Source organism: [Clostridium] aminophilum DSM 10710, from assembly GCF_000711825.1.
In the GTDB taxonomy this organism is placed as follows: Bacteria; Bacillota; Clostridia; order Lachnospirales; family Lachnospiraceae; genus Clostridium_R; species Clostridium_R aminophilum.
Genome location: NZ_JONJ01000013.1, coordinates 87,554 through 103,271 on the forward strand (window position 1 = coordinate 87,554; position 15,718 = coordinate 103,271).

A 15,718-nucleotide genomic window follows, 5' to 3' on the forward strand; every position below is an offset into this window, starting at 1 on the left:
TGTTTTTGCGGAAGGCAGCAGGCTTTCCGGCGGCGTGCGGAAATGCAGAATGGAGCGTTCTTTATGAATGGGATTTATTCTGAAATGACCGATACCGAGGCATTATTTTGTGATGAGACGGAAGGATTCCGCACCCCGTTTTCCGCGGAGCCGGGCGATGAGATCACACTCTGGTTCCGGACTGCGGCAGACGGGGCGGATATCGTTCTTCTTCGCAGCGCGACCAAACCGTCGGTTGCTTCTGATTCCGACGGCGACGTGGCATTGTGTTTTATGAAGCGTGCCGTGAGAAGCGGACGATTTGACTATTGGCAGGCACATCTTCGCCTGCCTGAGAAAAAACTCTACTATTCTTTTGAAGTCCGGCGCGGGCGGGAAGCCTGTCTTTACGGAAAGACGGGTGTGGAACCCGGCTGCGCTTTGGACAATCTTATGACATGGCATCCGTTTTCCATGATTCCGGGATTTCGCGTTCCGGAATGGAGCCGCGGCGCGGTCATGTATCAGATTTTTGTCGACCGTTTCCGGAACGGAGATCCATCCAATGATGTGATCAGCGGCGAGTATATTTATCTGGGCGAACGGGTTCGTCATGTCGAGTGGGACAGTCTTCCGGAGAACCTCGACGTCGGACGGTTCTACGGGGGAGACCTCGAGGGCGTGCGGCAGGAACTGGATCATCTGAAGGATCTCGGCGTCGAAGCCATTTATCTGAATCCGATTTTTGTATCACCATCCAATCACAAATACGACTGTCAGGATTATTTCCATGTCGATCCCCATCTGACGCTGATTCCAAAGGACGTCGGAAAACTTGTGCAGCAGGGGGAGCCGGACAACCGGAAGGCGGAGCGGTATATCAACCGCACGGCGGATCCCGTCAACCTTGGAATGAGCGATTGGGTATTCGCGAATTTTGTCAATGACGCGCATGACATGGGAATCCGGGTGATCATCGACGGTGTCTTCAATCATTGCGGTTCCTTCCACCGGTGGATGGACCGGGAGAATATCTACGGCCATCAGGGAGGATATCCGATCGGCGCGTTCAGCACCAGGGAGAGTCCGTACAGCCATTATTTCCGCTTTTCGACGAATGAGTGGCCGGACAATGATTCCTATGAGGGCTGGTGGGGCGTTGAGACGCTGCCGAAGCTCAATTACGAGGAAGCGCCGAATCTGGTCCGTGCCGTGATGGATATCGGACAGAAATGGGTGTCTCCGCCGTACGGAGCAGACGGATGGCGGCTGGACGTCGCGGCGGATCTCGGTCACAGTGAAGAATACAATCATGAATTCTGGAAACTGTTCCGGAAGCGTGTGAAGGAGGCGAATCCGGATGCGGTGATTCTGGCGGAGCATTACGGAGACCCTTCTTCGTGGCTTGGAGGAGATCAGTGGGATTCGGTCATGAACTACGATGCGTTTATGGAGCCGGTTTCCTGGTTCCTGACCGGGATGGAAAAACACAGCGACCGTTCGGAGCCCTGTCTGTTCGGAAACGGACCGGAATTTTTCCGCACCATGCGGGAAAATATGAGCCGTTTTTCGCAGCAGTCTCTGGAATGTGCCATGAATCAGCTGGACAATCATGACCATTCCCGGTTTATGACCAGGACGAACCGGACGGTGGGGCGCCTTGGGACAAACGGCGCGGATGCAGCGTCTATGGGAACAAATCGCGGTATTTTCCGGCAGGGAATCGTGATGCTGATGACATGGCCCGGCGCGCCGACCTACTACTACGGTGATGAGATCGCGCTCTGCGGATGGACGGATCCGGACAGCAGGAGAAGTTATCCGTGGGAGCATCAGGATCTGGAAATGATCGAGTTCTGCTGTTGTGCGGCCAGGATGCGGCGGGAGCTTCCGGCGCTTCGAAGAGGGTCTGTGATTGAGCTTTCCGCCGGTGACGGGTTCATTGTCTACGGCCGGATGGGCCGGGGAGCAGATTCGAACCGGGTGGTGATCTGTATCAATACTTCGCACGAAGAGGCGATTGTCCATGTCCCGGTCTGGAAAATGGATGTCCGCGATGAAGAGGTCATGCGGCGTTATATGCTGACTACGGAGAAGAGTTATAATGTCGGCGTTCTGGAATTTCCGATTCGAAACGGAATGTTCCGTGTTGCGCTTCCGCCGGTATCATCATCGGTGTTTGCGGTCGGCGAGCGGACGAGAGGCACATACGACGACGCGGAGCCGGGAGATCCCTCCTGGGCGATGTGAAAATAGCTAAACATAACCTTGAATTATATTTAATATTCGAAAATTGTGATTCCATTGGATTGCCTTGAATCTCAGATAACATACAATTATAATGTGTCCAAACACTATAAATAAGACGAAACACGCTTCAGGAGTTCCGCCTCGTTATCACGGCAGTCGCCGGGACCGGACCGACCGTATGGAAGAGATAGGAGTGATCTTATGGAAAAGAAAAACATTGACTGGGAAAATCTTTCCTTTGGCTATATGCCGACGGATTACCGTTATGTATCGAAATTTAAAGACGGTAAGTGGGACGACGGTGCGCTGATTACCGATCCGAATGTGGTCATGAGTGAGTGTGCCGGTGTGCTTCAGTATTCTCAGAGCTGTTTTGAAGGGCTGAAGGCATACACCACGGAGAAGGGCCAGATCGTGATTTTCCGTCCGGATCTGAATGCGAGCCGTATGGCAGATTCCGCGGCAAGACTGGAGATGCCGGTATTCCCGGAGGATCGCTTTATCGATGCGGTAGTAAAGACGGTCAAGGCCAATGCGGCATGGGTTCCGCCGTTCGGAACAGGCGCAACATTCTATATCCGCCCGTATATGTTCGGATGGTCCCCGGTTATCGGGGTAAAGCCGGCGGATGAGTATCAGTTCCGCGTATTCGGAACACCGGTCGGACCGTATTTCAAAGGCGGTGTGAAGCCGATCGTGGTAAGAATCAGTGATTATGACCGCGCGGCTCCGCGCGGAACCGGACATGTCAAAGCAGGTCTGAACTATGCGATGAGTCTTCACGCGATCGTGGAAGCGCATGATCAGGGCTTTGCGGAGAACATTTATCTGGATCCGGCAACCAGAACGAAGATTGAGGAGACCGGCGGTGCGAATATCCTGTTCGTAAAGGGCAACAAGCTTGTGACACCGAAATCCCAGAGCATTCTTCCGTCCATCACGAGAAGATCTCTCCTGTATGTGGCGGAGCATTATCTCGGCATGGAGGTTGAGGAGAGAGAGGTTCTGCTCAGCGAGGTCGGTGATTTTGAGGAGATCGGTCTTTGTGGAACGGCTGCGGTTATCGCACCGATCGGCAAGATCAATGATCATGGCAAGGAGATCTGTGTTCCGTCCGGCATGGATGAGATGGGACCGAAGCTGAAGAAGCTTCGCGACACGCTGACGGATATTCAGGCGTGCAATATCGAGGCACCGGAAGGCTGGATCCAGGTGATCGAGTAAGTCGCGTAATTTACGGGGCCTGCGCAGGACTGCGCGGGCTCTTTTTCTTTGCGTTGTAGGGCGGCCGGCGGCTTCCGCAGCCGACCTGGCGCTTCCGGTCCTTCCGCGGCGGATCCATTCGGCACGCTCCCGCTCCGTGCGTTTGCAACCGATAGGAATGGCGGTTGGGGAGCATCGCACGGCTCCTGTCCCGCAACGGGCCTCATCGTAAATTTCCGGGAGGTGTGGTACACTAAAGGAAAATACGATTGAAACGGTGCGGAGAAGAATATGGCAGATGACGGAAAAATGACGAAGATTCAGACGGCAGGGAAGGCTGCATCAAGACTCACGGATGAGGAGTATTTCATGCGGGAGGCGATCCGGCAGGCGCGGCGTGCGAAGCGGATCGGAGATGTGCCGATCGGCTGCGTGATCGTCCATGACGGGACAATCATCGGAAGAGGATATAACCGCCGGGTGGCGGACGGAAACGTGCTTGCCCATGCGGAGATCATCGCGATGCGGAAGGCCTGTCGGGAGATGGGAGACTGGCGGCTGGAGAATTGTACGATGTATGTGACACTGGAGCCGTGTCCGATGTGCGCCGGGGCCATCGTTCAGGCCCGGATTCCGAAGGTCGTGATCGGAGCCATGAATCCGAAAGCGGGCTGCGCGGGATCGGTCATGAATCTCCTGGATGAACCGGGATTTAACCATCAGTGCGAGGTGGAGACCGGGATTCGAGGAGAGGAATGTTCGATGCTTTTGAAAGAGTTTTTCCGGGAACTGCGGACGAAGCCGAAGAAGGATTGACTCAGCAAAAAACAACAGTAATCGGGGGAGTAACAGCCTATGGGGCGTGTAAGTCCGGAGTGTTTATCAATATTCATATTGAGACGATAACGTAATATAAAAGCTATCTAATAGAAGAGAATTTTTTTATAAAACCGGTTCCAAAAGTGTGATATATTTAGAAGAAAAGAAAACTATGAAACATTTTGCGGACAGCATGGCTGACCGAAAATGCATAATCAGAAATGGAGGATAAACAGATGATCAGTTGGAAAAAAGTTGCTTGTTTTGCAGGCGGAGTTCTGTTCGGCACAGCAGGTGTCAGTATTTTGAAGAGTAATGACCTGAAAAAGGCTTACACTCACTGCACTGCGGCTGTTCTGAGATGCAAGGATACGGTCATGAAGACCGGAACCACAATCCGCGAGAATTGTGACGATATCTATGCAGATGCGCTGGATATCAATGAAAAGCGCGCAAAAGAGGCTGAGGCAAAGGCAATCATCGACGCAAAGGAAAAGATTGCGCAGGCGCAGGCTCATCTGGAGGAACTGGAAGCGGCAAAGAAGGCGGATGAAGCAGACGAGGCGGACGCGCAGGCCTGATGAGAAGAGCCGGATCTGAAGGAGGATTGAGAAAGAATGAAATGCAGAATTTTACATGAATCCTCCGGCCGTATGCGTGTCCATATTGAACAGTTCCGCATGACACTGCAGCAGGCCGACCTGATTGAGTATGCGATCCGGAGCCTGGACTGCGTGGAGAATGTGCGGGTATATGAGCGGACCGGCAATGCGATCATTGCATATCGGCGCGGGAACCGCCATGCGGTTGTACAGGCGCTCTCGGAACTCAATTATGAGGATGAGAAATTCCATGCTCTCGTTCCGGAACACAGCGGAAGAGAGATGCGCAACAAATACGAGGAAAAGCTGCTTCTCAGCGTGCTGAGCAAGGGCTTTCGCACCCTGTTTTTTCCGAACGTTCTGAATACGGCGATCACCGTAGTGGCGTCAATTCCTTATTTTGTGAAGGGCGTGCGGTCTCTTCTTCACGGCAGGATCGAGGTTTCGGTGCTGGATGCGGCTGCCATCGGTGCCTCCCTTCTTCGGGGAGACCCCGCAACGGCGGGAAGTGTCATTTTCCTGCAGAATATCGGTGACACTCTGGAGGAATGGACCCGCGAAAAATCCGTAGATGACTTGGCGGAAATGATGAGTCTACACGCGGACCGGGTATGGATCAAATGTCCGGACGGTGAGGAAGTATTGATGGATACCGGCGATGTGCAGGCCGGTGATCTGGTCGTTGTCCGGACATCCAATGTCATTCCGCTGGACGGAATCGTTGTCTCCGGAGAGGCAAGCGTCAATCAGGCTTCGATGACCGGAGAGGCGGCGCCTGTCTTTAAGTCGGAGGGTGCGACGGTCTTCGCCGGAACAGTGGTCAGTGAGGGCGAGCTGGTATACCGTGTTACAAAACGGGCAGGCAAGGGAAAATACGATCAGATTGTGAAAATGATCGAGGAGTCCGAAAAACTGAAGAGCAATACGGTTACCGCGGCATATCACCTGGCGGATCAGCTGGTGACGGGAGCCTTTATCGGTATGGGACTGACCTATCTGCTGACGCGGAACATTACCCGGGCGATGTCATTTCTGATGGTTGACTTCTCCTGCGCATTGAAGCTGTCCATGCCGTTGGCTGTGATGTCCGCGATGCGGGATGCCGGAAAATATGAGATTTCCGTCAAGGGCGGAAAATTTCTGGAGGCGGTTTCGGAAGCGGAAACGATCGTCTTCGATAAGACGGGAACACTGACCTATGCGACGCCGAAGGTGGCGGACATTGTCACGTTTGACGGCTGGTCCGAGACCGAGGCGCTTCGCCTGGCAGCCTGCATGGAGGAACATTTCCCACATTCGATCGCCAATGCCGTTGTCAGGGAAGCGGCGGACCGGAAGATCAGCCATGAGGAGTACCATACAAAAGTAGAATATATCGTGGCGCATGGAATTGCGACGACGATTGACGGGAAACGGGCAGTGATCGGAAGTCACCATTTTGTGATGGAAGATGAAAAGATCCGCGTAAGCGACTCGGAACGGGAAAAGTACCATGCGATCCCGGCGAATTACTCCCCGCTGTATCTGGCGGTTGACGGACGGCTTGCGGCGGTTCTCTGTATTTTGGATCCGATCCGTGAGGAGGCTGCCGGCGTGATCGAACAGCTTCACCGGATGGGGCTGAAGAAAATCTGCATGATGACCGGGGATAACCGATCGACTGCACAGGAAGTTGCAAAGAGACTCTGCCTGGATGAGTTCCATGCGGAGGTTCTGCCGGAGGATAAGGCGGAATTTGTCCGCTCGGAACATGCCTGCGGACGAAAGGTGATCATGGTCGGCGACGGTATCAATGATACACCGGCGCTTTCGGAGGCGGACGTCGGTCTTGCGGTTTCAAATGGTGCGCCGATCGCACAGGAAGTTGCGGATATCGTGATCTCGAACGGATCGCTTCAGGAAATCGTTCGGATGCGTCAGATCGCCGAAGCGCTGATGAGGCGGATTCATGGAAATTACCGGAACATCATGGGCTTTAACAGCGTGCTGATCGCTCTCGGCGCGATGGGTATCCTCATGCCGTCCACAGCGTCGCTGCTGCATAATCTGTCAACGATCGGAATCGGTCTTCACAGCATGACGCCTCTGATCAGGGAGGAAGAATGAATTATTTCAAATGGCATAAATGGAGTGCGGTTTTGATGATGATCTCCGGGGCAGTCTGCCTCTGGACCGGTCACAAGATGGTATCGAAGCCAAAACGTAACGACGGAGAATAAAGAATCGAAAAAAGGTGCTGCCGCGATGAGCGACAGCACCTTTAACATATTATGCCGGCAACCGGAATCGAACCGGTACGAAGTTTTACCCTCGCGGGATTTTAAGTCCCGTGCGTCTGCCAGTTCCGCCATGCCGGCAAGATCCGCGCGAACGCGAAATGGGCGATGGTGGATTCGAACCACCGAAGCAATCTGCAGCAGATTTACAGTCTGTCCCCTTTGGCCACTCGGGAAATCGCCCATATAACGCTAAGATGTTATCATAAAACACTTTGAAAAGCAAGTATCTTTTGACGGAAAAGTCATGGAAAACGAGAGAAATCTTGACAAAATCAGGGCCCTCCTGTATACTTACAGGGCAAATTGAGCAATCAGTTGAGCAAGGAAAGACTTCGTCATAACCTTTCCGCACAGCCGGGGAGTCAGCGGTGCCCTGTACCTGCAATCCGCTATAGCAGGGGTGATATCCCGCCCAGGGCTCAGGCAGCGGAGCTGCCCCTTGTAAGTGGCGTTGAAGTTTGGGTCTTGCGCAACAGATCCCCGTGAACCGTGTCAGGGCAGGAATGCAGCAGCACTAAGCGGGTCCTTCTGTGTGCCGCAGGGAAGCCTGGACCGAGTTAACTGCGAGGGTAACGTCCGCCGTTTGTGTTCAAAGCGGGATGTGCGGATTTTATATGAATATTTGGAGCGGTCGGTGCCGGTGCACCGGCCGCTCTTTTCCGTTTCACAGGAAAGTGCTCCGCATTTCCTGTGAAATGAAAACGCTCCAAGAGAATGCGCACGCCGCTGAAGCGGTAGCTGTCCCCTTCCGGTGACCAGCGGCGGCGCGCAAAGTCCGTGGTGCTCCCCCCCTCCTCAGGATCAAGAGGATGGGGGAGCCGAGGTTCACTTGTGTACTTTGTTCTTAAAACGCGATTGGTAAAACCATGCATTCCCGAGTATAATAATGAAGTGATTGTCGGAAAATTTGCGGACGATTCGTTCATTACAATAGAGACGCCCGGAATGGCCGTTCCATACGGGGGAAAGGACGGTGGCTCATGAAACGGTACGGAGTATTAACCAGCGGAGGTGATTGTCAAAGCCTGAATGCAGCTCTTCGGGGCACCGCAAAGGCACTGTTCCGCCTGGGAACGGATGTGGAGATCATCGGTTTCCGGAACGGTTTCCGCGGGCTGATCCATGGGGACTATGAGATCATGAGACCGGAGGATTTTTCCGGTCTTCTCACCCGCGGAGGTACGATTCTCGGGACGTCGAGAACGCCGTTTAAGCAGATCCGGGATCCGGAGAAAGACGGACTGGACAAGATCCGGGCGATGAAGGATACCTACCGGGATCTTGGACTGGAATGCCTGATCGTTCTGGGTGGTAACGGCAGTCAGAAGACCAGCAATCTTCTCTCACAGGAGGGGCTGCAGGTGATTGCGGTACCGAAGACGATCGACAACGATCTCTGGGGAAGCGATATCACGTTCGGCTTTCACAGCGCAGTGGAGGTCGCAACGAATGCCATCGACTGCATTCACACGACGGCTGCATCGCACGGCCGTGTGTTCATTGTGGAATTGATGGGCCACAAGGTCGGCTGGCTGACGCTCTATGCGGGCCTTGCCGGCGGAGCGGATGTGATCCTTCTCCCGGAGATTCCGTATGACATCGACAGCATCGTCCGGGCGATCCGCGCGAGAGAAGCGCAGCGGAAACATTTTACCATCATCGCGATGGCGGAAGGCGCGATTTCAAAAGAGATGGCGGTTCTGCCGAAGAAGGAGCAGAAAGAACTCCGAAAGAAAATGAAGAAGAAATATCCGTCGCCGGCCTATGAGATCGGTGCGGCCATCGAGGAGAAGACCGGACAGGAAGTCCGGGTGACGGTGCCCGGCCACATGCAGCGCGGCGGACATCCGACGGCCTACGATCGTGTGATCGCGACAAGGCTCGGAAGTGAGGCGGCCGCCATGGCGGTTCGGGGAGAGTTCGGCCGTATGGCGGCCATCACCGGCGGAAAGTTTGTGTCGGTTCCTCTCGGCGATGTTGCGGGAAAACTCAAGACGGTGGACCCGGAGAGCGAGATCATCCACGAGGCAAGGGCCGTCGGGATTTCCTTCGGAAATGAACCGTGAACGAAGAAGAGATAAGAATACATCAGATCAAAGAGCAGAGTAAGAGGTGAATCAGGTGGCTTACACCGCTTTATACAGAAAATGGCGCCCGTCGACGTTTGATGAAGTCCGGGGGCAGGAACACATTGTCAGAACACTGAAGAATCAGATTATCACAGACCGGATCGGTCATGCCTATCTGTTCTGCGGAACAAGAGGAACCGGTAAGACCAGTATCGCGAAGATTTTCGCGAAGACCGTCAACTGCGAGCATCCGAAAGACGGGAACCCCTGCGGAGAGTGCGCAATGTGCCGCGCAATCGCGGAAGGCGCGTCGCTGAATGTGATCGAGATCGATGCAGCGAGTAACAACGGCGTCGACGATGTCCGTGAGATCCGGAATCAGGTGCAGTATCCGCCGACCGACGGGAAATACAAGGTGTTCATCATCGATGAGGTGCATATGCTTTCGGCCGGAGCGTTCAACGCGCTCCTGAAGACGCTGGAAGAGCCGCCGGAATATGTCATTTTCATTCTCGCGACGACGGAGGTCAACAAGATTCCGATTACGATACTCTCACGATGCCAGCGCTATGACTTCCGCCGTATCTCCATAGACACGATCGCGGGACATTTGCGGGAGCTGGCGGACGCGGAGGGCATCGATGCCGACGACAAAGCGCTTCGCTATGTCGCCCGGGTTGCCGACGGATCCATGCGAGACTCCCTGAGTCTTCTGGACCAGTGCGCGGCGTTCCATTTCGATGAGAAACTGACCTATGACAATGTGCTTGATGTTCTCGGCGCGGTCGACACGGGCGTATTCACACGGCTGTTTGACGCGGTTGTCCGAAGCGATACGGCGGAATGCCTCCGCACGGTCAGCGAGATGGTGGCAGAAGGCCGGGAACTGACCCAGATGGTGACGGATTTTCTCTGGTACATGAGAAATGTCCTCATCATCCGGAATGCGTCCGAGGACGACAGACTGGAAGACATGGTGGAAATGTCGGAGGACAACGCCAAGGTCCTTCGCGAGCAGGCGCAGCACGTGGACGAGGAGACCCTGATGCGGTATATCCGCGTCCTCTCGGAACTCTCCGGTCAGATGAAATTTGCGACGCAGAAGCGCGTTCTGGTGGAGATTGCGCTGATCCGGCTGACCAGACCGGCGATGGAGAATAACCTTGACTCGGTTCTGCAGCGCCTTGCGGAACTGGAAAAGAAAATGAGCGAGATTCCGTCGGGGGCGGATCTCGCGGCGGCAGCCGCTGCTGCGGCACAGCAGGGCGGCACGGCAGGACCGGCAGCGGGAATCGCCGCCGCATCATCCGCGCCGAAAGAACCCAAAAAAGTGACACTGCCGCAGGCGGAATATGAGGAATTGAAGCTGATCCGGGAAGAGTGGCCGATGGTCGTCGGCAAAGCCAGCGGATCGATTCGTTCCGCCCTGCGCGACAGTTTCGTCAATCCGATTTCGCCCGGACGGATGGAGATCATCGTTCCGGATCAGATGAATGCCAAAATGCTGGAGCGGCTTGATGCATTTCAGCAGATCAGCGATATCATCGCGGAGGATTATCAGCGGGAGATCCGGTTTACGGCCCGCGGCGACGGAAGTGTCAAACAGGAAGACACGGTCTACGTCAGCAGTGAGGATCTTCAGGCGGCAATCAATTTCCCGATCACGGAAGAGGACTGAGCATCCGCATCGCACGGAGGATCGCGGAGCTTGCGGCCGATGATTTCACCCCGCGGGGGACTGAGCATCCGCATTGCACGGAGGATCGCGCCGGCCGCGCGGATGCGGCGGGTTTATCGTAAGATTTATATAAGATGCGAAGAATGACAGATTGCGCTATAATTGAAAAGATATGATTGGAAATAATCAAAACTGACAGAGTACGGAGACATTGTTCGAAACATAAAGAAAAGACCCGGAGACGGGCGAGGAGGAAATGCATGGCAAAACGCGGAGGATTCCCGGGCGGAATGCCGGGTAACATGGCGAATATCATGAAGCAGGCGCAGAGAATGCAGCGTCAGATGGAAGAAAAACAGAAAGAGCTGGAAGTGCGTGAGTATTCCGCATCCACCGGCGGCGGTGCCGTTACGGTTACAGTCAGCGGAAAGAAGGAGATGCTTTCTGTCAAGATCTCTCCGGAAGCTTGTGATCCGGATGACGTGGAGATGCTCGAGGATCTGATTCTGACGGCAGCCAATGAGGCGATGAAGAAGGCCGAGGACGACAGCCAGGCGCTCATGAACAGCGTGACCGGCGGTCTTGGCGGTCTCGGAGGCGGACTGGGATTCTGATGGATTATTACAGTTCACAGATCAGCAGCCTGATCGAAGAATTTTCCAAGCTTCCGGGAATCGGCAGCAAATCGGCGCAGAGACTGGCGTTTCATGTCATCAATATGCCGGTGGAGCAGGCGGAGAAGCTTTCGCGGGCGATCGTGGATGCCCGCCATAATGTCCGCTACTGCAAAGAGTGCCAGACGCTGACGGATCAGGAGATCTGTCCGATCTGCGGAAACCCGAAACGGGATCACAACACGATTATGGTTGTGGAAAATACCCGCGACCTGGCGGCATACGAAAAAACCGGAAAGTATCAGGGCGTGTATCATGTTCTGCATGGCGCGATTTCTCCGATGCTTGGCATCGGACCGAATGACATTCGCCTGAAAGAGCTGATGCTCCGTCTTCAGAAAGAGGATGTGGGCGAGGTCATTATCGCGACAAACTCAAGCCTTGAAGGCGAGACAACCGCGATGTATATCAGCAAGCTGATCAAACCGACGGGAATCCGGGTTACAAGGATTGCCAGCGGAGTGCCGGTTGGCGGAGACCTGGAGTACACCGATGAGGTGACGCTTCTCCGGGCGCTGGAAGGAAGAACAGAAATATAAGGGAAAACGGCGGAGATAGATACCATGGATAAGTTTGAATTTAAGGTAAAAATCGAGCAAATCAAAAAACTTGTTAATAAGAGTGATTACGAGACGGCCATGAAGATTGCGGACGCAATCGACTGGAGACGTGTCAAGAGCACCGGACTTCTTACACTGGCATCTTCCATTTACGAGAAGAACCGTGAGTATTCCGATGCAAAAGATATTCTTCTGATTGCCTATGAGAGAGCTCCGATCGGAAGAACACTTTTGACCAAACTGACAGATCTTGCTCTCCGCGAGGGAAATGTCCGCGAAGCCGAGGCATATTACAAGGAATATTGTGAGCAGGTGGATGATAATGACAGCGTGCAGCATCTTCTGCGCTTCCTGATTCTGGAGGCAAAGGGCGCATCGGTGGAGCAGCAGATCAACTCTCTGGAGATGTACTGCAATGATGAACTGGATGACAAGTGGCTGTATCATCTGGCAGAGCTTTATCGGGAAGCCGGACGCGAAGATGACTGTGTCAGAGCCTGCGACAAGATTATGCTGATGTTCGGCATCGGAAAATATGTCGATAAGGCGATGGCACTGAAGCAGGAATTTGCTCCGCTGAACAGCTATCAGAAGGATCTGGCGGAGAACCGTCAGAAGTATGAGAGAAAACTGCAGGAAGTGGAAGAAAAGTTCCGCGATGTGGATCTCGGCCGAAATGCAGACGCTGATGATGACCGCCGTGAGCCTGCCCGGGAAGAGGACGAAGAGCCGGAGAGCCGCAGGGAGGAAAGCCGCCGCGAGGCAGCCGATGAAAGCCTGGAGGCAAGTCTCCATGAGGCCAGAGCGGAGGAAGAGCTGGCAAGAGAAGTATGCAAAATGCAGCCGTATGAGAATACAGAGGCGGAAGAGGATGATCAGACCCGCGTTCTTCAGCGAGTGAGTGATCTCCACCAGGCTTCTCAGGAAAATGCCGGGAAGGAAGACTGCATTTCCGGAACCGGAATGGAACATGAAGCGGCAGCTCAGGAAGCTGAACAGCCGGAAGAGACCATGCCGGAACTGGAGGACTGGGATCTCGAAGAGGAAGAACAGGAAGAGGCTCCATTTGAAAACCGGATTATGCTGGCAGCCGACGATGAAGAAGCCGGCCTGAAGGCGGCTTTGGGGCTTCTCAAGGAATTCCATGAAGTTCTGGGCGTAAAGCGCTCTGCGGCAAAGATCAGCGGAGACCGGTTGGCAAAGCGAGGCGTGTTCTCTGTTGCCGGAAAGCTGGAGGGAAAAGATCTGATCATCGAGCGCGCAGCCGATCTGGATGAGGAGACACTGGAAGATCTGAACGATTTTGTGGCACAGGCAGGTGAGGAAATGTCCGTCATCCTGATCGATGACGAGGAGAATCTGTCTGCTTTCCGCGCAGAGTTCCCGGCTGCGACCGAAATGTACGGCGGTGACGGCGAGCGGCCGGAGATTGTGGAAGATCTGGAAGACCTCGAAGAGGATGAGGAACTTCCGGAGGTGGAAGAAGACCTCCCGGACGAGCGGGAAACCGAAGACGATGAGGCGGAAGAAGAGGACTCAGAAGATGCGGAAGAAAACGCGGAAGATGAGGCCGAGGCAGAAGAGCCGGAAGATTCGGACGAAGAATCCAAGGACGACGGTGACGAAGCGGATGAAGATGAGAACGCAGATGATCCGGATGAGGATGAAAGAGAAGCGTACGAGTCTGACCGGGAAAAAACGGAGGACGGCGATCGTTCAGAGGCTGCTGATGTCGAGAACGATGAGATGGATGTAGAGGATTTCGTTCAGTACGCGTGCCGATACGCTGCGGATATTGACTGCAGCATTGACGGAAAGAGCAAGCTTGCTCTGTATGAGCGGGCGGAAATGATGGAAGAGGATGGTGTTCCGCTGACCCGCGAGAGCGCGGCGGATCTGATCGAACATGCGGCGGACAAAGCCGAGAAAAAGCATCTCTTTGCAAAACGCTATGACAAGAACGGGCTTCTCATCCTCCGGGAAAAACATTTCTTCGATTGAGAAACCATCGGATAGGATGTATATATGGAAATAATCACTGCATACGTTCAGGAGCAGTGGCTTACCGTCGCGGTGGGGGTCTTCCTCGCCGCGATGGTGTTATATGGCCATCATCGGGGATTTCTCCGGATGATCGTCACGGCGGGCGCATTGATCCTGACACTGACTGCGGCACATGTCGCGACACCTTATATGTGTAACTGGCTGAGAACGAATACCGGCGTGTACAGCGCGTTTCAGGATTATACCCTGAAGGTGATCGGCTTCGGAGATGAAGAGGCGGAACACGGGGAACCTGATGACGATACGGGCAGAGACGGCGCCGGAGAGTCTGCCGAGGGTGATGAGAGTGCAGAAGGATCCGCAGGAAGAGAGGGCGGAGCGGATAACGGCACTTCCCGCAGGGCGGGCGTGAATGATCCGTCTGCAGAGAGAACGGTCATCGAGGCAATGCCGCTTCCGGAACATCTGAAAAAGGCCCTGATAGAGAATAACAACGGACAGGTGTATAAGATTCTGGGAGTGGATCGCTTTGCGGACTATGTGGCCGGATACCTGACCAACAGTATCCTGAATATTCTGGTCTACCTGGGCCTCTTTGTTCTTGTGACCGTTGCGATCCGGCTGATTTTCTGGTTCACGAGCATTTTCTCACGGATTCCGGTCATCTCTGGGATCAACCGGACACTGGGTGCGGTCGTCGGAGGCATGATTGGCATCCTGTGCGTGTGGATCTTTATGCTGTTTGTCATGGCATTTTCAACAACGGAACTGGGAAGCGTTCTCTCGGCACAGATTGATCGCAGTGAGATTCTGACATGGATCGGAGAGCACAATCTTCTGATCTCCATGGCGGTGCGGGTGATGAAAAATCTCATTCACTGAGAGAAAACTTAACTCCCATACCCCGTGTGTGTCCAATTCCAAACACAAACCGGTAGTATTTGATAAATTGTATATGATATTAACACAATATCAAAAAATAAGACTGTAAAATCATTTTCGAAGGAGCGCTGCGGCGCTCCTCTTTTTGCGAAAATGGCGGGAATACAGGGTTTTTCTGCTTTTGATCCATCAAACAGAAATTGTTTTAAAAAAATATAAAATTCGCTTGACGAATCCATTTCAGGGTGATAAGATAGGCTCCGTTGCGAATGAAACGCAGCGCCGATCCGGACCAGGAGCGATTCTCATATCAGCGGGGACGGAACGAAAACAAATAACAGAATAAAGAAGTTCTTGACAAGGCGGTTAAGATTTGATATGATGGTTAAGTCGCTCGCCTGACGGGAACGACAGGAACATTGAAAACTGAACAGTATATAAAACCCTGAAAATTCCAAGAACAAAGGCCGATAAGGTAGAGGCCTTAAGTTCGAGAGATTTTCAAGAACAAAACCTTAAACAGTAATAACGGTTAAGAATAAGCCAAGCTTAAGTCTAAACCGGATCAAACTTTTAACGAGAGAGTTCGATCCTGGCTCAGGATGAACGCTGGCGGCGTGCCTAACACATGCAAGTCGAACGGAAATTGCAGAAGGAAGTTTTCGGATGGAATTTTGTAATTTTAGTGGCGGACGGGTGAGTAACACGTGGGTAACCTG

11 protein-coding genes, 2 tRNA genes, 1 rRNA gene and 1 other RNA gene are annotated in these 15,718 nt (G+C 53.6%); 13 read left to right on the forward strand and 2 right to left on the reverse strand.

Annotated features, from left to right (window positions below):
* Window positions 1-63: 63 nt before the first annotated feature.
* The 5 genes from BR86_RS0110465 (at window position 64) to BR86_RS0110490 (ending at window position 6,959) form a co-directional block, all read left to right on the forward strand.
* A complete protein-coding gene (locus tag BR86_RS0110465) occupies window positions 64-2,229 on the forward strand; it encodes a glycoside hydrolase family 13 protein (RefSeq protein WP_075034482.1) in 2,166 nt (721 codons plus the stop codon).
* A 201-nt stretch (window positions 2,230-2,430) separates the two neighbouring features.
* Window positions 2,431-3,453: a branched-chain amino acid aminotransferase gene (locus BR86_RS0110470; protein ID WP_031473712.1), complete on the forward strand. Its 1,023-nt coding sequence runs from the start codon at window positions 2,431-2,433 to the stop codon at window positions 3,451-3,453.
* A gap of 288 nt (window positions 3,454-3,741) precedes the next feature.
* A complete protein-coding gene (gene tadA, locus BR86_RS0110480; RefSeq protein WP_051684743.1) occupies window positions 3,742-4,248 on the forward strand; it encodes a tRNA adenosine(34) deaminase TadA in 507 nt (168 codons plus the stop codon).
* A 239-nt stretch (window positions 4,249-4,487) separates the two neighbouring features.
* A complete protein-coding gene (locus BR86_RS0110485; RefSeq protein ID WP_031473716.1) occupies window positions 4,488-4,832 on the forward strand; it encodes a DUF6110 family protein in 345 nt (114 codons plus the stop codon).
* 36 nt (window positions 4,833-4,868) lie between these two features.
* The gene (locus tag BR86_RS0110490) at window positions 4,869-6,959 is read left to right on the forward strand and encodes a heavy metal translocating P-type ATPase (protein ID WP_031473718.1); all 2,091 of its coding nucleotides are present in this window, start codon (window positions 4,869-4,871) and stop codon (window positions 6,957-6,959) included.
* A 165-nt stretch (window positions 6,960-7,124) separates the two neighbouring features.
* Here BR86_RS0110490 and BR86_RS0110500 read toward each other — a convergent pair.
* Both BR86_RS0110500 and BR86_RS0110505 read right to left on the reverse strand, forming a co-directional pair.
* Window positions 7,125-7,210, reverse strand: a tRNA-Leu gene (locus tag BR86_RS0110500).
* A gap of 21 nt (window positions 7,211-7,231) precedes the next feature.
* A tRNA-Tyr gene (locus BR86_RS0110505) sits at window positions 7,232-7,313 on the reverse strand.
* Between the two features lie 165 nt (window positions 7,314-7,478).
* Between BR86_RS0110505 and ffs the strand changes: the two genes are divergently transcribed.
* The 8 genes from ffs to BR86_RS0110540 all read left to right on the forward strand — a co-directional run.
* An RNA gene (gene ffs, locus BR86_RS15725) (signal recognition particle sRNA large type) lies at window positions 7,479-7,739 on the forward strand.
* 373 nt (window positions 7,740-8,112) lie between these two features.
* Window positions 8,113-9,198 (forward strand): 6-phosphofructokinase, encoded by a 1,086-nt coding sequence (locus tag BR86_RS0110510; protein ID WP_031473720.1) that lies wholly within the window; start codon window positions 8,113-8,115, stop codon window positions 9,196-9,198.
* Between the two features lie 55 nt (window positions 9,199-9,253).
* Window positions 9,254-10,879 (forward strand): DNA polymerase III subunit gamma/tau, encoded by a 1,626-nt coding sequence (dnaX, locus tag BR86_RS0110515; RefSeq protein ID WP_031473722.1) that lies wholly within the window; start codon window positions 9,254-9,256, stop codon window positions 10,877-10,879.
* Window positions 10,880-11,139: 260 nt separating this feature from the next.
* A complete protein-coding gene (locus BR86_RS0110520) occupies window positions 11,140-11,493 on the forward strand; it encodes a YbaB/EbfC family nucleoid-associated protein (protein ID WP_031473724.1) in 354 nt (117 codons plus the stop codon).
* Complete coding sequence (gene recR, locus BR86_RS0110525) at window positions 11,493-12,092, forward strand: recombination mediator RecR (RefSeq protein WP_031473726.1); 600 nt, start codon at window positions 11,493-11,495, stop codon at window positions 12,090-12,092. The genes BR86_RS0110520 and recR overlap by 1 nt, the downstream gene beginning before the upstream one ends.
* A gap of 24 nt (window positions 12,093-12,116) precedes the next feature.
* Window positions 12,117-14,114 (forward strand): hypothetical protein, encoded by a 1,998-nt coding sequence (locus BR86_RS0110530; protein WP_031473728.1) that lies wholly within the window; start codon window positions 12,117-12,119, stop codon window positions 14,112-14,114.
* A 24-nt stretch (window positions 14,115-14,138) separates the two neighbouring features.
* Window positions 14,139-14,999: a CvpA family protein gene (locus BR86_RS0110535; RefSeq protein WP_031473730.1), complete on the forward strand. Its 861-nt coding sequence runs from the start codon at window positions 14,139-14,141 to the stop codon at window positions 14,997-14,999.
* A gap of 574 nt (window positions 15,000-15,573) precedes the next feature.
* Window positions 15,574-15,718: ribosomal RNA gene (locus tag BR86_RS0110540) — 16S ribosomal RNA — on the forward strand; the annotation flags it as partial.

What these genes read in the sequence shown, in the direction of transcription:
- BR86_RS0110470 (WP_031473712.1), top strand. Translation starts at nt 2,431, where the DNA reads ATGGAAAAGAAAAACATTGACTGGGAAAATCTTTCCTTTGGCTATATG.
- tadA (WP_051684743.1), top strand. Translation starts at nt 3,742, where the DNA reads ATGACGAAGATTCAGACGGCAGGGAAGGCTGCATCAAGACTCACGGAT.
- BR86_RS0110520 (WP_031473724.1), top strand. Translation starts at nt 11,140, where the DNA reads ATGGCAAAACGCGGAGGATTCCCGGGCGGAATGCCGGGTAACATGGCG.
- BR86_RS0110510 (WP_031473720.1), top strand. Translation starts at nt 8,113, where the DNA reads ATGAAACGGTACGGAGTATTAACCAGCGGAGGTGATTGTCAAAGCCTG.
- BR86_RS0110535 (WP_031473730.1), top strand. Translation starts at nt 14,139, where the DNA reads ATGGAAATAATCACTGCATACGTTCAGGAGCAGTGGCTTACCGTCGCG.
- BR86_RS0110490 (WP_031473718.1), top strand. Translation starts at nt 4,869, where the DNA reads ATGAAATGCAGAATTTTACATGAATCCTCCGGCCGTATGCGTGTCCAT.
- BR86_RS0110485 (WP_031473716.1), top strand. Translation starts at nt 4,488, where the DNA reads ATGATCAGTTGGAAAAAAGTTGCTTGTTTTGCAGGCGGAGTTCTGTTC.
- recR (WP_031473726.1), top strand. Translation starts at nt 11,493, where the DNA reads ATGGATTATTACAGTTCACAGATCAGCAGCCTGATCGAAGAATTTTCC.
- BR86_RS0110465 (WP_075034482.1), top strand. Translation starts at nt 64, where the DNA reads ATGAATGGGATTTATTCTGAAATGACCGATACCGAGGCATTATTTTGT.
- BR86_RS0110530 (WP_031473728.1), top strand. Translation starts at nt 12,117, where the DNA reads ATGGATAAGTTTGAATTTAAGGTAAAAATCGAGCAAATCAAAAAACTT.